Annotated in this window: 22 protein-coding genes; 14 read left to right on the top strand and 8 right to left on the bottom strand. The window is 72.7% G+C overall.

From position 1 onward, the window contains the following. The first annotated feature begins 37 nt into the window (after positions 1–37). From QSK37_RS28800 to QSK37_RS28815, 4 genes are read left to right on the top strand one after another with little or no spacing between them, the layout of a single operon-like run. Positions 38–331 (top strand): circadian clock KaiB family protein, encoded by a 294-nt coding sequence (locus QSK37_RS28800; protein ID WP_285627168.1) that lies wholly within the window; start codon positions 38–40, stop codon positions 329–331. Then, complete coding sequence (gene kaiC, locus QSK37_RS28805) at positions 328–1,890, top strand: circadian clock protein KaiC (protein ID WP_285627170.1); 1,563 nt, start codon at positions 328–330, stop codon at positions 1,888–1,890. The genes QSK37_RS28800 and kaiC overlap by 4 nt, the downstream gene beginning before the upstream one ends. Before the next feature lie 44 nt (positions 1,891–1,934). Then, a complete protein-coding gene (locus tag QSK37_RS28810) occupies positions 1,935–2,963 on the top strand; it encodes a PAS domain-containing sensor histidine kinase (protein ID WP_285627172.1) in 1,029 nt (342 codons plus the stop codon). A gap of 56 nt (positions 2,964–3,019) precedes the next feature. After that, complete coding sequence (locus QSK37_RS28815) at positions 3,020–4,066, top strand: Gfo/Idh/MocA family oxidoreductase (protein WP_285627174.1); 1,047 nt, start codon at positions 3,020–3,022, stop codon at positions 4,064–4,066. Between the two features lie 20 nt (positions 4,067–4,086). Here QSK37_RS28815 and QSK37_RS28820 read toward each other — a convergent pair whose 3' ends face one another. The 5 genes from QSK37_RS28820 to QSK37_RS28840 form a co-directional block, all read right to left on the bottom strand. After that, positions 4,087–4,353, bottom strand: coding sequence for a hypothetical protein (locus tag QSK37_RS28820; RefSeq protein WP_285627176.1), 267 nt, complete (start codon positions 4,351–4,353; stop codon positions 4,087–4,089). A 131-nt stretch (positions 4,354–4,484) separates the two neighbouring features. Next, positions 4,485–5,060 (bottom strand): hypothetical protein, encoded by a 576-nt coding sequence (locus QSK37_RS28825; protein ID WP_285627178.1) that lies wholly within the window; start codon positions 5,058–5,060, stop codon positions 4,485–4,487. A gap of 430 nt (positions 5,061–5,490) precedes the next feature. Beyond that, entirely contained in the window at positions 5,491–6,057 is a 567-nt protein-coding gene (locus QSK37_RS28830) for a PepSY domain-containing protein (protein WP_285627180.1), read from the bottom strand. Positions 6,058–6,217: 160 nt separating this feature from the next. Further along, a complete protein-coding gene (locus QSK37_RS28835) occupies positions 6,218–7,492 on the bottom strand; it encodes a HAMP domain-containing sensor histidine kinase (RefSeq protein ID WP_285627182.1) in 1,275 nt (424 codons plus the stop codon). Continuing rightward, entirely contained in the window at positions 7,489–8,178 is a 690-nt protein-coding gene (locus tag QSK37_RS28840; RefSeq protein ID WP_285627185.1) for a response regulator transcription factor, read from the bottom strand. Before QSK37_RS28840 ends, QSK37_RS28835 begins: the two co-directional genes overlap by 4 nt. A gap of 102 nt (positions 8,179–8,280) precedes the next feature. Between QSK37_RS28840 and QSK37_RS28845 the strand changes: the two genes are divergently transcribed. From QSK37_RS28845 to QSK37_RS28855, 3 genes are all read left to right on the top strand, one after another. Then, entirely contained in the window at positions 8,281–8,760 is a 480-nt protein-coding gene (locus tag QSK37_RS28845) for a hypothetical protein (RefSeq protein ID WP_285627187.1), read from the top strand. A 71-nt stretch (positions 8,761–8,831) separates the two neighbouring features. Continuing rightward, positions 8,832–9,527: a peptidoglycan editing factor PgeF gene (pgeF, locus tag QSK37_RS28850; RefSeq protein WP_285627189.1), complete on the top strand. Its 696-nt coding sequence runs from the start codon at positions 8,832–8,834 to the stop codon at positions 9,525–9,527. Continuing rightward, positions 9,524–9,934 (top strand): RidA family protein, encoded by a 411-nt coding sequence (locus tag QSK37_RS28855; RefSeq protein ID WP_285583579.1) that lies wholly within the window; start codon positions 9,524–9,526, stop codon positions 9,932–9,934. The genes pgeF and QSK37_RS28855 overlap by 4 nt, the downstream gene beginning before the upstream one ends. A 6-nt stretch (positions 9,935–9,940) precedes the next feature. Here the strand turns inward: QSK37_RS28855 and QSK37_RS28860 are convergent, their stop codons facing one another. Then, the gene (locus QSK37_RS28860) at positions 9,941–10,531 is read right to left on the bottom strand and encodes a TetR/AcrR family transcriptional regulator (RefSeq protein WP_285583577.1); all 591 of its coding nucleotides are present in this window, start codon (positions 10,529–10,531) and stop codon (positions 9,941–9,943) included. Positions 10,532–10,649: 118 nt separating this feature from the next. Between QSK37_RS28860 and QSK37_RS28865 the strand changes: the two genes are divergently transcribed. From QSK37_RS28865 to QSK37_RS28880, 4 genes are all read left to right on the top strand, one after another. Continuing rightward, complete coding sequence (locus tag QSK37_RS28865; protein ID WP_432705614.1) at positions 10,650–12,119, top strand: aldehyde dehydrogenase family protein; 1,470 nt, start codon at positions 10,650–10,652, stop codon at positions 12,117–12,119. Positions 12,120–12,145: 26 nt separating this feature from the next. Continuing rightward, entirely contained in the window at positions 12,146–13,690 is a 1,545-nt protein-coding gene (locus tag QSK37_RS28870) for an amino acid permease (RefSeq protein ID WP_285627193.1), read from the top strand. Next, complete coding sequence (gene betA / locus QSK37_RS28875; RefSeq protein WP_285627196.1) at positions 13,687–15,327, top strand: choline dehydrogenase; 1,641 nt, start codon at positions 13,687–13,689, stop codon at positions 15,325–15,327. Before QSK37_RS28870 ends, betA begins: the two co-directional genes overlap by 4 nt. A 107-nt stretch (positions 15,328–15,434) precedes the next feature. Then, positions 15,435–16,571, top strand: coding sequence for an FAD-dependent monooxygenase (locus QSK37_RS28880; protein WP_285627199.1), 1,137 nt, complete (start codon positions 15,435–15,437; stop codon positions 16,569–16,571). On the opposite strand, the gene QSK37_RS28885 is transcribed toward QSK37_RS28880, so the two are convergent. Beyond that, positions 16,568–18,022 (bottom strand): serine/threonine-protein kinase, encoded by a 1,455-nt coding sequence (locus QSK37_RS28885; RefSeq protein WP_285627202.1) that lies wholly within the window; start codon positions 18,020–18,022, stop codon positions 16,568–16,570. The genes QSK37_RS28880 and QSK37_RS28885 overlap by 4 nt on opposite strands. Before the next feature lie 126 nt (positions 18,023–18,148). Between QSK37_RS28885 and QSK37_RS28890 the strand changes: the two genes are divergently transcribed. Beyond that, positions 18,149–18,487, top strand: coding sequence for a HEAT repeat domain-containing protein (locus tag QSK37_RS28890; protein ID WP_285583566.1), 339 nt, complete (start codon positions 18,149–18,151; stop codon positions 18,485–18,487). A 70-nt stretch (positions 18,488–18,557) separates the two neighbouring features. On the opposite strand, the gene QSK37_RS28895 is transcribed toward QSK37_RS28890, so the two are convergent. Beyond that, complete coding sequence (locus tag QSK37_RS28895) at positions 18,558–19,439, bottom strand: esterase/lipase family protein (protein ID WP_285627205.1); 882 nt, start codon at positions 19,437–19,439, stop codon at positions 18,558–18,560. A gap of 233 nt (positions 19,440–19,672) precedes the next feature. Between QSK37_RS28895 and QSK37_RS28900 the strand changes: the two genes are divergently transcribed. Both QSK37_RS28900 and QSK37_RS28905 read left to right on the top strand, forming a co-directional pair. Beyond that, entirely contained in the window at positions 19,673–20,389 is a 717-nt protein-coding gene (locus QSK37_RS28900) for a maleylpyruvate isomerase family mycothiol-dependent enzyme (protein WP_285627208.1), read from the top strand. A 10-nt stretch (positions 20,390–20,399) separates the two neighbouring features. After that, positions 20,400–21,482 carry a threonine aldolase family protein gene (locus QSK37_RS28905; RefSeq protein WP_285627211.1) on the top strand — a complete coding sequence of 361 codons (1,083 nt, stop codon included), beginning with the start codon at positions 20,400–20,402 and terminating at the stop codon, positions 21,480–21,482. Positions 21,483–21,505: the final 23 nt, after the last annotated feature.

Below are 21,505 nucleotides of genomic sequence, written 5' to 3' on the forward strand. Positions count from 1 at the left end.
GGCCCCGGTGGTCACTCCCTCCGGCCCAGGAGGATTCATGGCCGACTACTCCTTCCGGCTCTACGTCGCCGGGCGGACCGCCAGGTCCCAGGCGGCCGAGTCCAACCTGCGCCTGCTGTGCGAGGCGCGCCTGGCTCGCCACGCGATCGAGATCATCGACGTCGCGGAACGGCCCGATCAGGCGGAGGAGGCCCGGATCCTCGCCACCCCCACCGTCATCCGGCTCACCCCGGCGCCGCAGCTGCGGGTCATCGGCGACCTGTCGGACCACGAACGCGCGGCCGCCGTGCTCGGGCTGCCCAGCGCGGTGCTGGAGGAGGGACCACGATGACGGCACGCGGGCCGATCGAGCGGCTCCCGACCGGGATCAGCGGCTTCGACGACATCGCCGCGGGTGGCCTGCCCCTGGGGCGGCCCACGCTCGTGACCGGGACGACCGGCAGCGGCAAGACGTGCTTCGCGATCGAGTTCCTGGCCCGCGGCATCGTGCTCTTCGGCCAGCCCGGGGTGTTCGTGACCGCCGAGGAGACCGCGGACTCGGTCCGATCGAGCGCGGCGTCGCTCGGTTTCGACATCGAGCAGTGGGAGCGCGAGGGCCGGTGGGCGTTCGTCGACGCCTCGCCGATCGAGGGCGAGGAGGAACCGATCAGGACCGTCGGCGCGTACGACTTCGGCGCGCTGATGGCCCGGATCGACCATGCGATCCGCCGTAGCGGGGCGCGGCGGGTGTCCTTCGACTCGTTCAGCTCGATCATCGGCCGGTTCACCGACCTCGGCGTCATGCGGCGCGAGCTGGTCCGGATCGTGGCGGGCATGAAGTCGCTCGGCGTCACCCTCATACTCACCTCCGAGCGGACCGAGGAGTACGACGGCATCTCCCGGTACGGCGTCGAGGAGTTCGTGCTCGACAACGTGATCGTGCTCCGCAACGTCCTGCGGGACGGGCGACGGCGGCGGACCGTCGAGATCGTCAAGTTCCGCGGCCTGCCGCACCGTACGGGGGAGTGGCTGTTCACGATCGACTCGCGTGAGGGGTTCGTGGTCATCCCGCTGGGCGTGGCCCACCCGCCGGCGCACGCCTCCACGGTCCGCGTGTCCACCGGCAACGCCGGGCTGGACCAGATGGTCGGCGGCGGCCTGTTCAAGGACGCGATCGCGCTGCTCACCGGCCCGGCGGGCGTCGGCAAGACGCTCACCGGCCTGAGCTTCGCGTGCGGGGCGGCCGGCACGGACGAGCGCTGCCTGTACTGCACGTTCGACGAGACCCACGACCAGCTCGTGCGCGACGCCGCCAGCTGGGGCCTGCACCTGGGGGCGATGGAGGCGGCGGACCGGCTGCTCGTCAAGGCCGACTACCCAGAGTCGGCGTCACCCGAAGACCACTTCATGCACCTGAGGCACGCCGTGGCCGACTACGCGCCCAGCCGCATCGTCATCGACACGCTCTCGTCGCTGGAGCGGGTGGTCTCGACGCAGTCACTGCTCGACTTCGTCATCGCGCTGACGACCATGGTCCGCGAAAAGGAGATCACCACGCTCATCACGGCCGCCTACACCGGCCAGGCGCCGCAGGGCGGGCAGCCGTCGTCCGGTGGGATCGACCTGGCGCGGGTCACCGACGTCACCATCATGCTCCGCTACGTCGAGCGCATCGGCGACATCCAGCGCGCGATCGCCGTCCTCCAGGCGCGCGGCAGCGACCACGACCACGCCATCCGGCAGGTCACCGTCGACGACGCCGGGATGCACATCGGCGATCCGCTGCCGCGGGTCGCGCACGTGCTGTCCGGCAGCGCGGCGCTGACCGAGCAACCGCCGTGGCCGGCCGGGCCGGACGCCGCCGTGCGCGAGCCCGATGCGGGAGGCGGCGACCAGGCGGGCGCATCATGAGCGAGCGAGCCGGCGAGCACGGCGCGGCGGGCTGAGGAGGGCACATGAGCATCCCCGTCTCCGGCCACAGGGCGCGGGCCGGTCCGGACGCCGGGCAAGCGATCATCTCGGCGTCGGCGGACGGCATCGTCCTGGTGGGCGGCGACGGGCGCATCCGCTTCTGCAACCCCGCCGCCGAGGAACTGTTCGGCCGTCCCGCCGAGGACCTGCTGGGCGGTCCGTTCGGCTTCCCGATCGTCGCCGGCGGCGCCACCGAGGTGGAACTCATGCTGCCGGACGGCGGCGAGCGGATCGTGGAGATGCGTGTCACCAGCACGATCCTGGACGGAGAGCGCCTTCACGTCGCCGCACTGCGCGACGTCACCCGCCGGCACCATCTCGAACAGGAACTGGGGCGTGCGCTGGAGCGCCAGCATGCGACCGCGGGGGTGGTGGCCCACGAGCTCCGCAACCCGCTGGCGGCGATCCGCACGCTCACCGACGTGCTGCGCGACCCCACCGCGACGCTCACCCCGGAGCGCCGCGCCGACGTCGTCGACCGCATCGCGGAGCGGACGGTGTTCCTCCAGGCGATGGTCGCCAAGCTGCTCACCGTCGCGCGGATCGACGAGGGCACCGTACGGGCGCCGCCCGAACGCGTGCCCCTCCTCGAACTCGTCCTTGAACGCCTGGCGGAGTTCGGCGAGCAGGCCGGCGACGTGGTCGTCACCTGCGACGCCGGCCTGACCGCGCTCGTGAACCGCGGTGAGATGTCGGAGATGTTCGTCAACTGCCTGGAGAACGCCTTCGCGTACGGGCGGCCGCCGATCACGGTGAGCGCGACCGGGTCGGACGGCCGGATCGAGCTGTGGATCTGCGACTGCGGTCCGGGCGTCCCGGAGGACTTCGTGCCCCACCTGTTCGACCGCTTCGCCCGGAACCCGTGCGGGGAGCGGCGAACCGAGGGCTCGGGGCTGGGACTGTGGATCGTCCGCTGCCTCGCCCGCGCGAACGGCGGCGAGGTCCACTACGAGCCGGGCGACCACGGCGGCGCCTGCTTCCGCATCAGCCTGCGGCGCGCGCCGGAGCCCTGATCCCGCGCGGCTGTCAGTCTGTACGGCGTCCCCTGAGAGTGACGTCGAGGAGTCCGATGAGACCGAAGGTGCGAGTCGCCCTGATCGGCCTGGGCCGGATGGGGCGCGTCCACGCGCGCAACCTGGCCGGGCGCTGCCGGTCGGCGGAACTGGCCGCCGTGGCCGACGCCGACGCCGGCATGGCCGAGGCCGCCGGCGCGGAGTTCGACGTGCCCTGGACCACCGACGCCGGCGCGCTCCTGGACGACCCCACGGTGGACGCCGTGGCGGTCGCCACCCCCACCGCCGCCCACGCCGATCTCGTGGTCCGCGCCGCGCGGGCCGGCAAGCACGTCTTCTGCGAGAAGCCGATCGCCCTCGACCGGCCCGCGACCGTACGCGCCGTCGAGGCGGTCGCGGCCACGGGCGTGCGGTTCCAGATCGGCTTCCACCGGCGCCACGACCCCGACTGGGTGGCCGCGACCCGGCGCATCCACGCGGGCGAGATGGGCGAGCCGTACCTGTTCCGTACGTCGCTGCGGGACATGAAGCCGCCGCCGGTGGAGTTCCTGGCCGGCTCCGGCGGGTTCTTCGTGGACATGACCATCCACGACCTGGACACCGCCCGCTGGATGGTCGGGGAGGTCGTCGAGGTCGCCGCGTACGGGACGGCCCTCGCGGACCCGGCCATCGGCGAGATCGGCGATCTGGACACCGCGCTGGTCGTGCTGCGGTTCGAGAGCGGAGCGCTCGGAGTGATCGACAACAGCCGCGCGGCGGGGTACGGGTACGAGTGCTCGACCGAGGTGATGGGCCGGTCGGCCACGGTGCGGATCGACCGGCCGCAGCACCGCCACTACCAGTGGCTGACGCCGGACGGCGCGACGTACGGGATCAATCGCGACTTCGAGGAGCGGTACCCGCTGGCCTACGCCGAGGAGATGGAGGCGTTCGCCCGCTGCGTCCGCGACGGCACCGAGCCCGCCGTCACCGGCCTGGACGCGCTCGCCGCCTTCGACCTGGCGACCGCCGCGGACCTCGCGTGGCGGACCGGCCGCGCGGTGCCGGTCGTGCCCGAGCGGAGGGATGGCGGCGTCGTCTACTCCTTCGCGGGCCGGGCTTGAGTACGTCCCCTCATCAGGCGTCAGGGGAATGACACCTGGTGGAGGTGGCAGAACCGCACCCGCTTGCAGAGCGCGTTGCGGCTCGAGCTCGCCCCGCCCGCGTTGGCGTTCGAGATGGCCTGGAAGCCGCTGTTGCGGGTCGGGCTGCGGATCGAGAACGCGTTGTGGTTGTACGAACCGTTGCCGTTGTGGTTGACGTCGCCGCCGAGAGCCGCGCCGTACGCCGGGGCCGTGACCAGGCAGCTCCCCAGGGTGAGGAAGACGACGAGGCCGCCATTCCCTCTCATGGACGGATTCCTTTCGGCGGGAGCGCGACCGGCTCGGCGCGGACATCAGGGTGCATTCGCTCCATACCCGGTCGCCGCCGGGACACCGCGTACGGGCGCGGATGATGGCCCTCTCTTTGCCCCGGCCGGAATCAGCCGAAGAATCCGAACGGCAGGGGGAAGGCTCCAGTGCCCGCCGAGGTGCCGAAGCCCGTTCCCCCGTCGGACGCCATGAGCACGAACCCCTCCGGGCCCATGTACATGAACGGGGTGCGCGGGCGGGGTCGCGGTCGTGGCGCCGTCCTGGTCTGCGGCACGATCGTCCGCGGCACGGTCTGCGGTGCGGCGGTCTGCGGTGCGGCGGTCTGCGGCACGACGGTCTGCGGCACGATGGTCTGCGGCAGGACCTCGACGGCCGGGGAGGCGGAAGCCGGCGCGGGCCGCTCCGGCTGGATGATGTTCACCTTCTGGCTGATGGTGCAGGAGGTGACGTGCCGGCAGAGCGCGTTCTGGACCGGGTTCGTACCGCCGGCGTTGCCGTTGCTGGTGTGCTGGTAGCCGCGGTTGTGGGTGGGACTCCCGGACGAGATCACGTTCCGGTTGTGGTGCCCGTTGCCGTGGTGGTCGCCATCGCGACGCACGATGGCGGGCGCCGCTTTCGACGGCGGGGTGCGGGTGGTCCCGATGAAGGTCGTCGCGGCGGAAATGGCGACAACATGGTGAATCATTCCTCGTGACCTCGGTTACGTCGGGGATTGTTGCGGTAGCGCGCTCCGCTGGCGTACCCGATGCGAGAGCGATGATCGTGCTCCCGCCGTTTGCGGGCGGGATTATTACCGCACCTTGACGATGCCCGGCGTCCGCGTCGTCGTGGCGGCGGTCGTCTCGGCGTCCGTGGATGACGCCCTGGAGGCCGGGGGCGATGGATGACGCGGTTCTTCCGTGAGTAGAGAATTCTGCTGTCATGAGAACGTCGCAGACCGGCACCTGCCACCCGCCCGGTCCGACAAGTCCGCTTCCGCCAACGCCACGCGCCGGCGGACCTTCGGTCTCGAACCGCATCCTCGAACGTCTCGCCGGATATCCGAACCGAACCAACGACTCAGGACACCAGGCCGTGGGCCCGCCGCTGTTCGTGCGGCGGGCCCATCGCCGGTGTCAGCCGTCGTGGCCGCGGTGGCCGTCGTCGTTGCCGTGGTCGTCCGTGCCCGCGCCGTGGTGGCCGTGGTCGTCGCCGGGTTCGGCCGCGTGGCCGTGGCCGTGGTCGTCCGTCGCGTCGTCGGTGCCGTGCCGGGCCTCGGTCTCCCGGCCGCGGTCGTGGCGCTGGGCGGTCGCGGCGTGCCGGGGTTCCGTCGCGCGGGCGTCATCGTGCCGGCGGCCGGTCGGCGTGCGCCGGTCGGTGCGGTCACGGAGGACCTTGCCGGTGCGCGCGTCGATGTGCAGGTCGTGCGTCACGCCGTCCTTGACGACACGGACGGACCAGACCGGCGCGCCGTGCTCGGTCTCCCGCTCGGCCGAGCGCACCCGGCCGCCGGGAACCGCCGTGAGCGCGATCTGTTCCGCCTCCGCCCGGCCGATGCTCCGCACCGACGGCGACGCCGCCGCCGGGCGCGCCGCCGCGGTCCGTTCCGCGGAGGCCGTACCGCCCCCGTTCAGGCCGAGCACCAGCGCGCCGCCCAGCACGGCCGCGGCGACGCCGCCGGTGATGACTGCCTTCTTACGCATGTCGTGACCCTCCTCGCGTGCGACCTCCGTCTCGTGGAGGCCGGCGTGAGAAGAGGTTCGCCCAGGGGCGGATAGGGCCGCGCTGCGCCGTTCCTAAGGAACCGTTAAGACCGAGAGCACCGCCGATGGAGCGACCCGGGACCCCGGACGAACAGGTGCGTCAGGGGGCGGCGAGGTCGAGGGTTACGAGGGCGCCGCCGGGCGTAGAGCGGCCCAGGGCGAGGGTGCCGCCCGAGGATTCGGCGGTGCGGCGGACGATGTCGAGGCCCAGACCGCTGGAGCCCGCACCGCTCACTCCCCGTTCCTGAAGGTCCGGGGTGGCGAAGCCCGGGCCCTCGTCGGCGACCGTCAGGCGGGCGCCGCCCTCCGGTCGTGCGGTCAGGCCCACGGCGAACGGGGTTCCCTCCGGTGTGTGCGCGAAGACGTTGCCGAACAGCGCGTCGACGCACGCGGCGAGGTCGTCGCGTGAGACGGCGACCGGGAGAGGGCCGTTCGCGTCCGGGAAGGTCAGGGGCCGGTTCTGGTCCTCGGCCAGCACGGCCCAGAACCGGACCCGTTCACCGACGACCTCGGCCGCGTCGCATCGGCCGCCCGTGGCCGTACGCGAGGGGCGGCGCGTGTCGGCGATGATCTGGCTGACCGCGCGCTCCAGCGCGGCGACCGACGCCTCGGCGCGCGCGGCCTCGTCGGGGTCGCGTAGGGACTCCAGTTCCAGGCGGAGCGCCGTAAGCGGGGTGCGCAGCCGGTGGGAGAGGTCGGCCGCCGCCTCGCGTTCCTGCGCGATGAGTTCCTGGATCCGGCCGGCCAGGTGGTTGAGCGCGGTCGCGACGTCCCGCAGTTCGGGCGTGGCGCCCGGCTGCGCCCGTGTGCCGAGGTGGCCGGCGGCGAGCTCGTGTGACACCGAGGCCAGTTCGCGGGCCGAGCCGACGAGGGAGCGGGCGAGCCGGTCGGCGACCAGCAGTCCCAGGCCGAGGAGCGCCACGCCGAGGATCGCCAGGATCAGCCAGGCCCGCGTGACGCCTCGCGACAGTTCGCCGTCCGAGACGTACGTCCGGACCACCGCCGTGCCCGCCGGCATGCCCTCGACGGCGACCAGGATCTCCCGGCCGCCGGGCACTTTCGCGGTGACGCTGTTGCCGCGTGCGGCCAGGTCGACGGCGGCCGACCGGCGTGCGGGCGCGCCGACCGTGCTGCCGTCGGGGAAGAAGACCGTGACCGGCCGCCCGCCGGACGCGGCGGCCTGTTCGAGTGCCAGTGTCAGCGGCTGCCGGTCGACCGTCGTCACGAGGGAGGCGAGCGACTCGACCTCCAGGGTGGCTCCGCTGAGCGCGCGGTCGGCGGCGACCGTACGGACCAGCAGGGCCAGCGGCACGAGGAAGGCCACCAGGACCAGGGAGGTCGTGGCGGCGACGAGCAGGGTGAGCCGGCGTCTCATCGCGTCGCGTCCGGGTCGACGAGCTTGACGCCGACGCCGCGTACGGTGTGCAGGTAACGCGGCTGCTGCGCCGTCTCACCCAGCTTGCGGCGCAGCCACGACAGGTGCACGTCGACCGTCTTGTCCGTTCCGCCGTACGGCACCCGCCAGACCTCGGTGAGCAGGTCGCGTTTGGTCACCACCTCGCCGTGCCGCGCGGCGAGGTAGTGCAGCAGGTCGAACTCCCGTGGGCTGAGGTCCAGCGTGACACCGTCCAGCACGGCCTCGCGGGCGCGGGGGGAGACGCTCAGCGCGCCGACGGTGATGATCGGCGCGGCCTCCTTCTCGGTGGCGCGGCGCAGTACGGCCCGGATGCGCGCCTCCAGCTGGGCGGTGCCGAACGGCTTGATGAGGTAGTCGTCGGCGCCCGCGTCGAGCAGCCGGACGATCTCCTCCTCGGCGTCCCGCGCGGTCGCCACGACCACCGGGACGCGGCTGACGGCCCGCAGCATCCGCAGCACCTCGCGGCCGTCCAGGTCGGGCAGGCCGAGGTCCAGGACCACGACGTCCGGCCGGTCCTCCACGGCGCGCTGCAGACCGCTCATCGCGGTGTGCGCGGAGGAGACGGCGTGGCCGTGTTCGGTGAGCGCCCGCACCAGTGAGGCGCGGATCTGGTTGTCGTCCTCGACGATGAGCACCTGGGGCACCCGAGCACGGTAACTCGTGGGGGTATCGCCGGGCTTCCCGCCGGACGCGCCTTACCTCCGTCTTAACCCCGTCTTAGCGGTCGGCGGGGGGATGATGGCGGCATGAACCGGCGCGTCCTCCTCGGCATCACGGGCTGGCTCGCCGTCGCGGCGGCCGCGACCGCGGCCGGAGTCGCCGCCATCGACGTCCTCGAAGGCGGCATCACCGGACGGAGCGTGCGTCCCCTGGACGAGGACGCGGTGCACCGGGCCCTCGGCCGTACGGGCGGCACGTCACCGGCCGCGCCGCCGAGTCCGTCGCCGAGCGCGTCCGCGACCGGAGGCGTCACCCGCAGTCTCGGCACGGGCGGCGGAACGGTCACCGCGCGCTGCGCGGGCGGGAGGGTGACGATCGTGGCGGTCACCCCGGCGCAGGGCTTCCACACCGACGGCTTCGCGCGCGGACCGGCGCCCTCGGTCACGCTGAAGCTGGAGTCGGACGAGGAGGAGTACGCCGTCACGGTGGCCTGCGAGGGCGGCTCCCCGGTCGCCCGTTCCGCGGCCGACGACGGGCACCACGGCGGGCGTCGCGGGCGGGGATGAACACGGCTCGGTAAGCTCGGCGGCGACGCATCGGGGGGAGCCACGCGATGAAGCCGGCGGGTCGAGTTCACATGGTCATCACCGATCGGCTCGGTGGCGTCAGCGCCGCGCCGTACGACGGCCGCAACCTGGGCGGAGCGGTCGGCGACGACCCGGAGGCGGTCCGCCGCAACCGCGAGAAGACGGCGCTGGAGTTCGGGGCCGACCCGGCGCGCGTGGTCTACATGCGGCAGGTCCACAGCGCGGACGTCGCGTACGTGACCGCGCCGTTCGGAGCCGAGCCGCCCGCGCTGGACGCCGTGTTCACCGACGAGCCGGGCCTGGCCCTGTGCGTGCTGGTCGCCGACTGCGCGCCGGTGCTGGTCGCCGACGCGGACGCCGGGCTGGTCGGCGCGGCGCACTCCGGGCGGGCCGGCACCGAACAGGGCGTCGTGCCCGCGCTGGTCCGTGCGATGACCGCCCGCGGCGGTGATCCGGCCCGGATGCGCGCCCTGATCGGCCCGTGCGCCTGCGGGCTCTGCTACGAGGTCTCCGCCGAGCTGCGCGACCAGGTCGCCGCGAAGCTGCCGGAGTCGTGGTCCACGACACGCGAGGGGACCCCGGCCCTCGACCTGCGGGCCGGCATCACCGCGCAGCTCGCCGCCGAGGGCGTCACCGAGATCCACCACGACGGGCGCTGCACCATCGAGACCCCGGAGCTGTACTCCTACCGCCGCGACCGTACGACGGGCCGTTTCGCCGGCTACATCCGCCTGGAGGACGCATGATTCGACGTTGGAGCCCGGACGGCGTGGCCGCGCCCATCGGGCAGTACAGCCACCTGGCCTCCGTGCCGTCCGACCATGAGCTGGTCTTCATCTCCGGGCAGGTCGGCGTGCTCGACGACGGCACGCTCGCCGGGCCGGACGCGGAGTCGCAGACACGTCAGGCGTTCGTCAACATCGCGACGCTGCTCGACTCGATCGGCGCCGGTCCGGCGCACCTCGTCAAACTGCTGACGATGGTCTCGGCGCGCGAACACCTCGCGGGCAGCCGCGCGGCACGGGAGAAGATCTTCGCGGCGTGGTACCCGGAGGGCGACTGGCCGGCCCACTCGCTCATGGTCGTCGACTCCCTGGCCGCGCCCGAACTGACCGTGGAGGTCGAGGGCGTCGCCGCGGTGCCCCGCCGCTGACGGATCCTAGGGCCGGCGGGAGGCCGGCGGCTCGCCGAGGGCGCGGCGGAAGAGGGCGTCGATCTCGTCGCGGGTCGGGGGCGGGTCGGCGAGCAGGGCCTGCATCAGCAGGCCGCAGAAGGCCGCGGCCAGCAGCCGCCCGGTGACCGCGTCCGTACGGGAGGCGAACAGCTCGACCAGCGCGTCGTCCCAGTTGTTGCTCGCGTGCCGGAGCGGCGGGCGGTGGAGCGCGGCGACGTACAGCTCGTACTCCACGACGGTCTGCGGGCGTTCGTCGGTGAGGCCGCGCATCACGAGTTCGGTGAGCGCGGCGGCGAGGTCGGCGTCGGCGGGCAGGTCGCGCTCCCACGCGCGCAGGCGGGCGACGTTGTGGTCGGCGGCCGTGCGGAGGGCGTCGGCCAGCAGGTCGTCCAGGGTGGCGAAGTGATACGTCGTCGACCCCAGCGGTACGCCGGCGGCCGCCGCGACGGCGCGGTGGGTCACGCCTTCGACACCCCGTTCGGCCACGACCGCGATGGCCGCGTTCGCGATCTTCTCCCGGCGGGCCGGATCGGTCGGCCCCCGTCCTCGTCTGCCGAGGTCCCCGTCCGTCGACATAGCTCAGCAGTCTCCCAAACCGCGGCCGAGGCCGCACGGGTGCATTGACGCCGGTCCCTCACTTATGTACAAACGTACGCAAGGGGAGCGAAAGGGGTAAGACGAGAGGAACCTCGGCATCAGGCAGCTCTACCTCGACGGCGTGTGGACGAACTCCTCCACCGGAGCGACGTCGACGACGCTCAATCCCTTCGACGCGACCGTGCTGGAGATGGTGGCCGAGGCGTCCGCCGACGACGTCGACCGCGCGGTGGCCGCCGCCCGCGCCGCCTTCGACTCCGGCCCCTGGCCGCGTACGCCCGCGACCGAGCGCGGCCGTACGCTCGCGCGGATCGCGGACCTGCTCCAGCGCGACCGCGAGTCGATCGCCCGCACCGAGAGCCTCGACACGGGCAAGACGCTGAAGGAGGGGCGCGCCGACGTCGACGACGTCACCGCGGTGTTCCGCTACTACGCGGGCCTCGCCGGCACTCACGCGGGCCGGGTCGTCGATCCGGGGCGGCCGGACGTCGTCAGCCGGATCACCCACGAGCCGGTCGGTGTCTGCGCCCTCATCGCGCCGTGGAACTACCCGCTCCTGCAGATGTCATGGAAGCTGGCCCCCGCCCTCGCCGCCGGCAACACGACCGTGCTCAAACCCAGCGAGCTCACCCCGCTCACCACGGTGGCGCTGGTCGAACTGGTCGAGGAGGCGGCGGTGCCACCCGGCGTCGTCAACCTCCTGCTCGGCGCCGGCGGCACGGCCGGGCGGGCCATGGTGGCCCACCCCGGCGTCGACCTGATCTCCTTCACCGGCGGGCTGGCCACCGGTCAGGAGATCATGGCAGCCGCGGCGCGAGGCGTACGCCGGGTGGCGCTGGAGCTCGGCGGCAACAACCCCAACGTCGTGTTCGCCGACGCCGACTTCGACACCGCGGTGGACTACGCGCTCACCGCCGCCTTCCTCCACTCCGGCCAGGTCTGTTCGGCCGGCGCGCGGCTGATCCTGCAGGAGGAGATCCACGACCGGTTCGTCGAGGAGCTGGCCGCCCGCGCCGACCGGATCCGCCTCGGCAACGGCCTCGATCCCGGGACCGAGTGCGGGCCGCTCGTCTCGGCCGAGCACCGCGCCAAGGTCGAGGGCCACATCGAGCGCGCGCTCGCGGACGGCGCGCGGCTGCTCGCCGGCGGCGCCCGTCCGGCGGACCCGGCACTCGCCGGCGGGTTCTTCCTCCGCCCCACCGTGCTCGGCGACTGCACCCGTGAGATGGCGGTCGTCCGCGAGGAGGTGTTCGGGCCGGTGGTGACCGTCGAGCGGTTCGGCACCGAGGAAGAGGCGGTACGGCTCGCCAACGACACCGGCTACGGCCTGGCCGGAGCGGTCTGGACGGCCGACGCCGGACGGGCGGAGCGGGTGGCCGCGGCGCTGCGGCACGGCACCGTCTGGATCAACGACTTTCACCCCTACCTTCCGCAGGCGGAGTGGGGCGGCTTCGGCAAATCGGGGATCGGCCGTGAACTCGGCCCCTCAGGCCTGGAGGAGTACCAGGAGAAGAAGCACATCTACCACAACACCGCCCCTGAGCCCATGCGCTGGTTCTCCGGCTGAGGGTCGATCGAACAAAGGAGCCGGCCATGGCAGTCCATGGCGATTCACTCCCCGTGAACGCGGGGCGTGACGACACCGACAGCGCCGACCTCGCCGGGTTCGGCTACAAGCAGCAGCTGGAACGTTCCCTCGGATCGTTCTCCAGCTTCGCCTCCGGGTTCAGCTACATCTCGATCATGACCGGGGTGTTCCAGCTCTTCTTCTTCGGCTTCGGATCGGGCGGCCCGGCGTTCATCTGGACCTGGCCGCTGGTCTTCCTGGGCCAGCTGGCGGTGGCGTTCTGCTTCGCCGAGATGGCCGGCCAGTACCCGCTCGCCGGATCGGTCTACCAGTGGTCCAAACAGATCGCGCGGCCGGTGACCTCGTGGTTCGCCGGCTGGATCATGGTCATCGGAGCGGTGGTCACCGCCGCCGCCGTGGCCGTGGCGTACCAGATCATCCTGCCGCAGGTCTGGTCGGGCTTTCAGATCGTCGGCGGCACCGCGGACATCGGCGCGACCTCGACGCCGGGAGGCGCGAAGAACGCCATCGTGCTCGCCCTGGGCCTCGTCGTCTTCACCACGGTCATCAACATCGTCGGCGTCCGGGTGATGGCCAAGATCAACAACTTCGGCGTCGCGGTCGAGCTCGGCGGCATCATCCTGCTGATCCTCGCACTGGCGGTGCACATCAAGCGCGGCCCGCAGGTGGTGCTCCAGACCAGCGGCTCGGGCGCGGGGCACTCGGCCGGATACCTCGGCGCGTTCCTGGTGGCCTCGCTGATGAGCGCGTACGTCTTCTACGGCTTCGACACCGCCGGGTCGCTGGCGGAGGAGACCGTCGAGCCGCGGCGGCACGCGCCCCGCGCGATCATCCGCGCCATCACCGCGGCCTTCGTCGTCGGCGGCCTGCTGATGCTCGTCGGCATGATGGCCGTGGGCGACATCCACGCCAAGGAGCTCGGCGTCTCCGGCATGCCCTACCTGCTGAAGTCCACCCTGGGCAACACGCTCGGCGACGTCTTCCTCATCTGTTCGGCCATCGCGATCACGGTCTGCTGCCTCGCCGTGCAGACCGCCGCCATCCGCATGATCTTCGCGATGGCCCGCGACGGGCGGCTGCCCTTCGGCGCGTCGTTCTCGCGGGTCTCGCCGCGTTCGAAGACGCCGGTCGTGCCCGCGCTGATCACCGGCGTGCTCACCATCGTCGTGCTGCTGATCAACATCGGCAACCAGCGTGCGTTCTTCGTGCTCACCTCGACCGCGATCATCCTGTTCTACATCCCGTACCTGATGGTGACCGGGCCGATGCTGCTCCGGCGGCTGCGCGGAGCGTGGCCGGGCCCCGACCACGGGCCGTACTTCCGGATGGGCCGGTTCGGCCTCGCCGTCAACGCCTTCGCCGTCCTGTACGGCATCGCCATGATCGTCAACCTGTTCTGGCCGCGCGGCGCGGTCTACGGCACCGACCACTGGTACTACCAGTGGGGCGCGCTGCTCACCAGCGTGCTGATCGTCGTCGTGGGCGGCGTGATGCTGGCGATACGTCGCCGGGCGTGGACGAGGCCGGACGACGCCGAGGTGGTGTCGTGAGCCGCGAGCGGTACGACTACGTCATCGTCGGGGGCGGGTCGGCCGGCAGCGCGCTGGCCAACCGGCTGTCCGCGGACGCCGGGAACACCGTCCTGGTGCTGGAGGCCGGCCGTCCGGACTACCGCTGGGACGTGTTCATCCACATGCCGGCCGCGCTGACCTTCCCCATCGGCAGCCGGTTCTACGACTGGCGCTATGAATCCGAGCCCGAGCCGTACATGCACGGACGGCGGATCTACCACGCCCGGGGCAAGGTCCTCGGCGGATCCAGCAGCATCAACGGGATGATCTTCCAGCACGGCAACCCGATGGACTACGAGCGGTGGGCCGCCGACGAGGGCATGGAGGACTGGGACTTCGCCCACTGCCTGCCCTACTTCAAGCGCATGGAGAACTGCCTGGCCGGCGACGAGAAGTGGCACGGCCACGAGGGCCCGCTGGTGCTGGAGCGTGGGCCGGCGGCCAACCCGCTGTTCGAGGCGTTCTTCGCCGCCGCGGAGCAGGCCGGCTACCCGCGTACGGACGACGTCAACGGCTACCGGCAGGAGGGCTTCGCCCCGTTCGACCGCAACGTCCACCGGGGCCGGCGGCTGTCGGCCGCCCGCGCCTACCTGCACCCGGTGAAGAACCGGCCCAACCTCACCGTACGGACCCGTGCGCACGTCACGAAGATCCTTTTCGCGGGCGAGCGCGCGGTGGGCGTACGGTACGGCCACGGCCGTGAGGCGTACGGCGGGGAGATCATCCTGTGCGGCGGGTCCATCAACACCCCGCAGCTGCTCCAGCTCTCCGGCGTCGGGGATGCCGCCGAGCTGCGCGCCCTGGGCGTCGACGTGGTGGCGGACCTGCCCGGCGTCGGGGAGAACCTCCAGGACCACCTCGAGGTCTACGTCCAGTACGCCTGCAAGCGGCCGGTCTCGGTACAGCCCGCGCTGGCGAAGTGGCGGCGGCCGCTCGTCGGCGCGCAGTGGCTGTTCCTGCGGTCCGGGCCGGGCGCGACCAACCACTTCGAGGGCGGCGGCTTCGTGCGGAGCAACGATGAGGTGGCCTACCCGAACCTGATGTTCCACTTCCTGCCGATCGCGATCCGCTACGACGGCTCGGTGCCGGCCGGCGGCCACGGGTACCAGGTCCACGTCGGCCCGATGTACGCCGACACACGCGGGTCGGTGAAGATCCGCTCCACCGACCCGGCGGAACATCCGGCACTGCGCTTCAACTACCTGTCCACGGAGAACGACCGGCGCGAATGGGTCGAGGCGATCAACGTCGCACGCGACATCCTGAACCAGCCGGCCCTGGATGAGTTCAACGGCGGCGAGATCTCGCCCGGTCCGCGGGTGGGAAGCGACGAGGAGATCCTCGACTGGGTCGCACGGGACGCCGAGACCGCCCTGCATCCCTCGTGCACGGCCAAGATGGGTACCGACCCGATGTCCGTCGTCGACCCGGGCAGCATGCGAGTCCACGGCCTGGACGGACTGCGGGTGGTGGACGCGTCGGTCATGCCGTACATCACCAACGGCAACATCTACGCGCCGGTGATGATGGTGGCGGAGAAGGCCGCCGACCTGATCCTGGGCGAAACGCCGCTGGCGCCGGACGACGCGGAGTTCTACCGCGCCGCAGGGGGTTGAGAGCCCGGCATGAAGCGGAGCCGGGGTCATCCACAGCCGCGCTCGAGCCGTACGCCGGCGCGGGTCCCTGAGAGACTGGCCGGAGGACGCGGTGTGAAGGGGGATCGGTGCGGATTCTGGTGATCGGTGGCGGTGTCGGCGGGCTCTCGGCGGCACTCGCGCTGCACAAGATCGGGGCCGAGGTGACGGTGTACGAGGCGCACCCGACCAGCGGCGACGACCTCGGCGCGTTCCTGACGCTCGCCACCAACGGGATGATCGCGCTGGCCCAGGTCGACGCCGCGCGCCGGGTGGCGGACGCGGGCTTTCCGCTCACCTCGATGCGGGTGACCGGCGCCGACGGCGCCGCGCTCGCCACCGTGCCGCTGGGCCGCCACGACGAACCGCTCGCCCGCTACCGCTGCCTGCGGCGCGCCGAGCTGTGCGCGGCGCTGCGGGCGGAGGTGCTCCACCGAGGCATCCCCGTACGGCACGGCCGGCGGCTCGTCTCGGTCACCGAGGGGCCGGACGAGGTCGTGGCGCGCTTCGCGGACGGCGACGGCGCGGCCGGTGACCTCCTCGTCGCCGCCGACGGGCTGGGCTCCGCCGCGCGCGCGGCGGTCGATCCGGACTGCGGCCCGCCGCGCTACGCCGGACAGCGCGTCTTCTACGGCTACACCACCACCGCTTACGGGGAGCCCGAGCGGATCGAGATGATCCGCGGCAGCGCCGTCGCATTCGGGCACGCCGTCTCTCCCGCCGGGGAGACCTACTGGTTCGCCCGGGTCGCCGGGGCCGCGCTGACGGCCGGGGAACTCACCGGCGGCACTCCGGAGGCGTGGCGCGAGCACCTGCTGCCGCTGCTGCGGCCCGACGCCACCCCGGCCGCGGACATCGTCGCCGCCACCGGCGACCGGCTGATGGCCGTCAACGCCTGTGACCTGCCCCCGGGCGGGCGCTGGCGCAGCGCGCGGACGCTGCTCATCGGCGACGCCGCGCACGCCGCCTCCCCGGCGACCGGGCAGGGCGCCTCCATGGCGATGGAGGACGCGATCGTGCTGGCCAAGGCGCTGCGCGACGCACCGTCCACGGACGCGGCCCTGGAGACGTACGAACGGCTGCGGCGTCCTCGCGTGGAGCTCAACACCGCCACCAGCGCCCGGCTGACGGCGGGCCGCGCACCCGCCCGGCGGCCCGGCACGGGGCCCGCGGGGATCCCCGACGAAGAGGTCGTCCGGCGTCTCGACTGGTCCGTCCCGCTCTAGCGCCGGGAGAGCAGGGCGAGGGCCGTGAGGACCACCGCGGCGGCCAGCGCGGCGTACACGCCTGGAGACAGGGAAATGTCCAGGGCGTAGCCCATCTTGTGCAGGTCGTCCACGGAGAGCAGGCCGAAGTTCGGGTGCTTGCTCAACAGGTCCTGCCGCCGGACGACGAACCCCGCGATCGAGACGATCGTCACCCCGCCGGGGACGGCCGCCCAGACGGCCGACAGGCGCGGCGAGAATTCATCAATGATCGCCAGGTTGACGGCGATCACCGCCATGACCAGGATGAGCACCCCCCAGAGCGTCCGCAGCCCGCTGACGCCGACGACGTCGATCGGTACGGATGTTCCGATCAGCCGCCGGCCGACGTGCGCCCAGGGCAGCAGCGTCGTCACGCCGAGGACGACGGCGGCGACGCCCATCGCGCGTGTCAGGGCCCGGTGACTCCTCGGTGTCCCGTCGCGTACGGCCACCGGCTGCCCGGGCCCGTACGCCTGCCCGGCCGGCCCGTACGCCCGTTGAGTTGGACCGTACGCCGGCGAGGACGGATCGCCGGGCGGCCAGGGGCGCGTGGCGTTTCGCGGGCCCGGCGGCGACGCCGATATCCGGGCACCCTCGGTGAGCAGGGTCTTTGGGGTCGCGGCGGATTCGGCCCCGCCGAGCAGCCGGAGCAGGATCTGCCGGGCGCTCGGCCGCCGGTCCGGCTCCTTCGCCAGGCACGCGGCGACGATCTCACGCAGGGGCGTGGCCAGCCGGCCCAGGTCGGGTTCCTCGTGCAGGATCCGGTGCATCACCGCAGGGATGGAGTCCTGCCCGAAGAGCGTCACGCCGCTCGCCGCGAAGGCCATCGCGCAGCCCCAGGCGAAGATGTCCGCGGCCGGTCCGATGGCGCCGCCGGCGATCTGTTCGGGTGCCATGTACGCGGGCGTGCCCACCACGGCGCTCGACAGGGTGCCGGTGGCGTCGAGCGCGCGTGCGATGCCGAAGTCGATGACGCGGGGACCGTCGGGGCCCATGATGACGTTGCCGGGCTTGAAGTCACGGTGCACGACACCGGCCTCGTGGATCGCGGCGAGCGCCGTGACCGTCGCAATGGCGATCCGCTCCAGCGCCGATCCATCGGGCGGCGGCCCGCCGGCGATGACGTCGGACAGCGTGGGTCCCTCGACGAACTCGCTGACGATGTAGGGACGGTCGCCGTCCAGGTCCGCGTCGAGGACCCGGGCCGTGCAGAACGGTGCCACGCGCCGGGCGTGGGCGAGTTCGGCCGCGAACCGGGCACGGGCTTTGGCGTCCCCGCTGAACCGGGCGTGCAGCAGCTTGATCGCCACCGGCTCGCCGCGCGGAGCCTCGCCGCGGTAGACCGCGCCCTGGCCGCCCTCCCCGAGGAGCCCGACCAGGCGGTAGTCGCCGATCTTCTGGGGGTCTCCGGTGCGCAGGGCCTGCGGCATTGATCCTCCAACGACGGATGCGACGAAGGTGACAGTACCGGGGGAGACCGGAGCAAATGTCGTATCCGGCGTTTAGCATTCGACGCGTCCGTATTCCGTATTCGTTGTGGACGCGAGGACGACCTGATGACCAACCGGCGCTTCGCGCAGGCGCTCGAGTCGATGCGGAGCCCGGACGCGCGGCTCCGGACGCACGGCTTCGACTTCCTGCGTGAGCACGCGGACGCGTACGTGGACGAGCTCATCGCCGAGTTCGGCCGAGAAGAGGATGACGAGCTGCGCTGCTGGCTCCTTGAGCTGATCTCCGAGGCGCGGTCGCCGCGCGCCCTGCGCGTGCTGACCGGTGAGCTGGAGAGCGACGACGACTCGGTGCGGTTCTGGGCGATCCGCGGGCTGGAGATGCTCGACACCCCGGGGGCGCACGAAGCGCTCGAGCAGGCGCGGGAGGGCGGCTGGATCGCCTGAGCGTGGTGCACGGAGGCCGGGGATCCGTCGATGGGATCCCCGGCCTCCGCCTGGCGGGGTCGGTGGTGGTTCAGCCGTGTGACAGACAGGTGGTCCGCGAGGCGTGCGCCGGGTCCAGGGCGTTCTCGGTCTCGTGCAGCGCGACCGGGTCGAAGGCGATCGCGACGTGCTCGGAGATGTCGGCGGCGCACAGGTCCTGCAGCGTCACGTTGTGCACGCCGCTGCCGCTGAGGAACTGGGTGGAGTACGGCGTGACGACCTCGTCGTACCGGCTCGCGATCACGGTGTAGCTCACGCCGGGGACGGTGTCGCCGCCGGAGTTCAGCCGGCTGAGCAGGTCCGATCCGGCGAACTGGTCGACGCAGGCGGGACAGGCGGAGTTCAGGACGTCGGTCGCGCCCGGGAACTGCGTCGCCAGCGTCGCGAGTCCGTCGAGCGTGGTGCCGTGGTTGGAGGGCGCCAGGCCGACGAGCGTGTGCACCTTGGCCGCGCCGCCGAGGAACTTCAGGTAGTAGCGCGGCATCATGCCGCCCTGCGAGTGCCCGACGATGTCGACCTGGGACGCCCCGGTCGCGGCGAGGACGCCGTCGACGAACGTGGACAGCTGCGCGGCGGAGCCGGCCACCGGCCCGATGGCCCGCAGCACCGGGACGCCGGCCTGCGCGCCGTACGTCAGGGCGAAGACGCAGTAGCCCCGCGCCGCGAGGGCGGGAGCGGCGGCGACCCAGTTCACGGTGCCGTCGGCGAACGTGCCGTGGACCAGGACGACCGGACGCGGGTGTGCGGCGCTCGGGTGGCACGACCAGTCGTTCGCGCCGGGCACGCCGGGTGCGGCGAGGGCCTTGGCGGCGTCGACGGGGTCGGTGGCCTGGGCGGCGGAGGCGAGCAGCGTCGTGCCCAGCAGGGCGGTGACGGCGACGAGCAGGGACCGGAGTGCGCGGCGGGGCAGCACGGATCCTCCCGGGGGCGAGGGAGAGCAGGGGACGGCGTGCCGGAGGGGTGTGAAGCAGGTCACATGACGGTTACTGACCAGTAAATTAACTGAGTCAGAGATGCTTGACCAGTCGGTAACAAGTAACGGTTGAGTAACGGACGTACGCCGCCGTCCGGCGGGCCGAGGTGGTGGGCTGTCGGTGCCCTGCGGGACGATGCTTCGGTCCGGTGGGCCCGGCGGGAGGAGAGCCGATGGAGGAAGTACGCGCGACACTGGCGGAGGTCGAGGCCGCGAGTAAGCGGCTGACGGCGACCGCGGCGGAGCTGACCGACGACGACCTGCGTGCCCCGTCGCGGCTGCCAGGCTGGACCCGCGGGCACGTGCTCGCGCACCTCGCCCGCAACGCCGACTCGTGCTGGAACCTGCTCGAATGGGCCCGGACGGGGGCGATGATCCGGCAGTACCCGGACGACCGGGTCCGCGAGGCCGGCGTCGAGGCCAACTCCGGCCGCCCCGCGACCGAGCTGCGCGCCGAACTCCGCCTCGCGGTCGAGCGGTTCGCCCTCCAGGCCGCCACGCTGCCCGAGGCCGCGTGGCGGTCCACGGTCGCGGCCCGTTCCGGCTGGACGCATCCGGCCTGGTACGTCCTGCACCGCCGCTGGCGTGAGGTCGAGGCGCACCACGTCGACCTGGACTTCGGCTACACCCACACCGACTGGTCGCCGGCGTACGTGCGGTGGGAACTGGGCGAGACGCTCGCGGCGATCCGGCTCGACGGCGGCCTGGCCGCCGGCCGCGTCCGCGCCACCGACCTCGACGTGGACGTACGCCTCGGCGACGGCCCGGAGATCAGCGCGCCGGGCCACGAGCTGCTGGCCTGGCTCACCGGTCGCGGCGGTGCCTCCGCCGCGCGGTGGCCCGCCCCGCCGACCTGGCCGGGGGCCCCCGCCCGCTGGCGCGAGTCCTGAGGCGGCCGGGGTGACCGCGACGACTCCGGAGATCCGGCGGTCGCTGTTCCTGCACGCGCCGATCCGCCGGCGGCCCCGCGTCGTGCTCGAAGGACTGCTCGCCCTGGTGGACGCCGACACGCCGCCCGACGGGCCCGACGGGCCGATGGCGGTGCTGGAACGCCGCCTCGCCGCGCTGCTGGGCAAGGAGGCCGCGCTGTTCTTCCCGAGCGGCACGATGGCGCAGCAGGTCGCGCTGCGGGTGCATGCCGAGCGGAGCGGGCGCCGTGGGTTCGCCGCGCACCCGCACTGCCACCTCGACCAGTGGGAGAGGCAGGGCTACAACGCCGTGCACGGCCTCTGGTACCACCGCGCCGGGGACCCGAACACCTTGATGACCGCCGCCGACCTCGCGGCGATCGGCGAGCCGCTCGCCGCGGTGCTCTGGGAGCTGCCGCAGCGCGACCTCGGCGGCCTGCTCCCCGAGTGGGACGACCTCGCCGAGCAGGTCACGGTCGCCAGGGCCGGCGGCGCGGCGGCTCACCTGGACGGCGCCCGCCTGTGGGAGGCCCAGACCTACTACCGTCGCCCGTTCGAGGAGATCGCCGGGCTGTTCGACACGGTGTACGTCTCTCTCTACAAGAGCCTTCAGGGCACCCGAGGCGCGGTCCTGGCCGCGGACGCGGCCACGATCGCCGCCGCGGACGTGTGGCGCACCCGCCTCGGCGGCTCGATTCCCGACGCGTGGCCGCTCGCGCTGACCGCCCTCGCGGGCCTCGACACCATCCCGCCGCGCATGCCGGTCTTCCGCGAGCACGCGCTCGCCATCGCCGCGGCGGTCAACGCCGACGGTGCCGCCCGCACGTGCCCGGAGCCGCCGCAGACGCCCCTCTTCCACATCCACCTGCCGGCGCCGAAGGACGCGGTCGAGCGGGCCGGGGCCGCGCTGCTCGCCGAGACGGGCGTGCAGCTGTTCCCCCGCGTGCGCTCGCTCCCGGACCCGCGCCGGTGCGCGTTCGAGATCAGCGTCGGCGAGAACGCCATGGAGTTCACCCCCGACGAGGTCGTCGGCCTGGTTCACGAGCTGCTCGACCGCGCCGTAGCGAGCCGATGAGCCGCAGCGCGGCATGAGGAGGA

The sequence above is a fragment of the Actinoallomurus iriomotensis genome (assembly GCF_030269445.1).
Classification (GTDB): Bacteria; Actinomycetota; Actinomycetes; order Streptosporangiales; family Streptosporangiaceae; genus Actinoallomurus; species Actinoallomurus iriomotensis.

Excerpts from the sequence above, each read along its gene's own strand:
- QSK37_RS28800 (WP_285627168.1), top strand. The coding sequence starts at position 38 with ATGGCCGACTACTCCTTCCGGCTCTACGTCGCCGGGCGGACCGCCAGG.
- kaiC (WP_285627170.1), top strand. The coding sequence starts at position 328 with ATGACGGCACGCGGGCCGATCGAGCGGCTCCCGACCGGGATCAGCGGC.
- QSK37_RS28810 (WP_285627172.1), top strand. The coding sequence starts at position 1,935 with ATGAGCATCCCCGTCTCCGGCCACAGGGCGCGGGCCGGTCCGGACGCC.
- QSK37_RS28815 (WP_285627174.1), top strand. The coding sequence starts at position 3,020 with ATGAGACCGAAGGTGCGAGTCGCCCTGATCGGCCTGGGCCGGATGGGG.
- QSK37_RS28820 (WP_285627176.1), bottom strand. The coding sequence starts at position 4,353 with ATGAGAGGGAATGGCGGCCTCGTCGTCTTCCTCACCCTGGGGAGCTGC.
- QSK37_RS28825 (WP_285627178.1), bottom strand. The coding sequence starts at position 5,060 with ATGATTCACCATGTTGTCGCCATTTCCGCCGCGACGACCTTCATCGGG.
- QSK37_RS28830 (WP_285627180.1), bottom strand. The coding sequence starts at position 6,057 with ATGCGTAAGAAGGCAGTCATCACCGGCGGCGTCGCCGCGGCCGTGCTG.
- QSK37_RS28835 (WP_285627182.1), bottom strand. The coding sequence starts at position 7,492 with ATGAGACGCCGGCTCACCCTGCTCGTCGCCGCCACGACCTCCCTGGTC.
- QSK37_RS28845 (WP_285627187.1), top strand. The coding sequence starts at position 8,281 with ATGAACCGGCGCGTCCTCCTCGGCATCACGGGCTGGCTCGCCGTCGCG.
- pgeF (WP_285627189.1), top strand. The coding sequence starts at position 8,832 with ATGGTCATCACCGATCGGCTCGGTGGCGTCAGCGCCGCGCCGTACGAC.
- QSK37_RS28855 (WP_285583579.1), top strand. The coding sequence starts at position 9,524 with ATGATTCGACGTTGGAGCCCGGACGGCGTGGCCGCGCCCATCGGGCAG.
- QSK37_RS28860 (WP_285583577.1), bottom strand. The coding sequence starts at position 10,531 with ATGTCGACGGACGGGGACCTCGGCAGACGAGGACGGGGGCCGACCGAT.
- QSK37_RS28870 (WP_285627193.1), top strand. The coding sequence starts at position 12,146 with ATGGCAGTCCATGGCGATTCACTCCCCGTGAACGCGGGGCGTGACGAC.
- QSK37_RS28885 (WP_285627202.1), bottom strand. The coding sequence starts at position 18,022 with ATGCCGCAGGCCCTGCGCACCGGAGACCCCCAGAAGATCGGCGACTAC.
- QSK37_RS28890 (WP_285583566.1), top strand. The coding sequence starts at position 18,149 with ATGACCAACCGGCGCTTCGCGCAGGCGCTCGAGTCGATGCGGAGCCCG.
- QSK37_RS28900 (WP_285627208.1), top strand. The coding sequence starts at position 19,673 with ATGGAGGAAGTACGCGCGACACTGGCGGAGGTCGAGGCCGCGAGTAAG.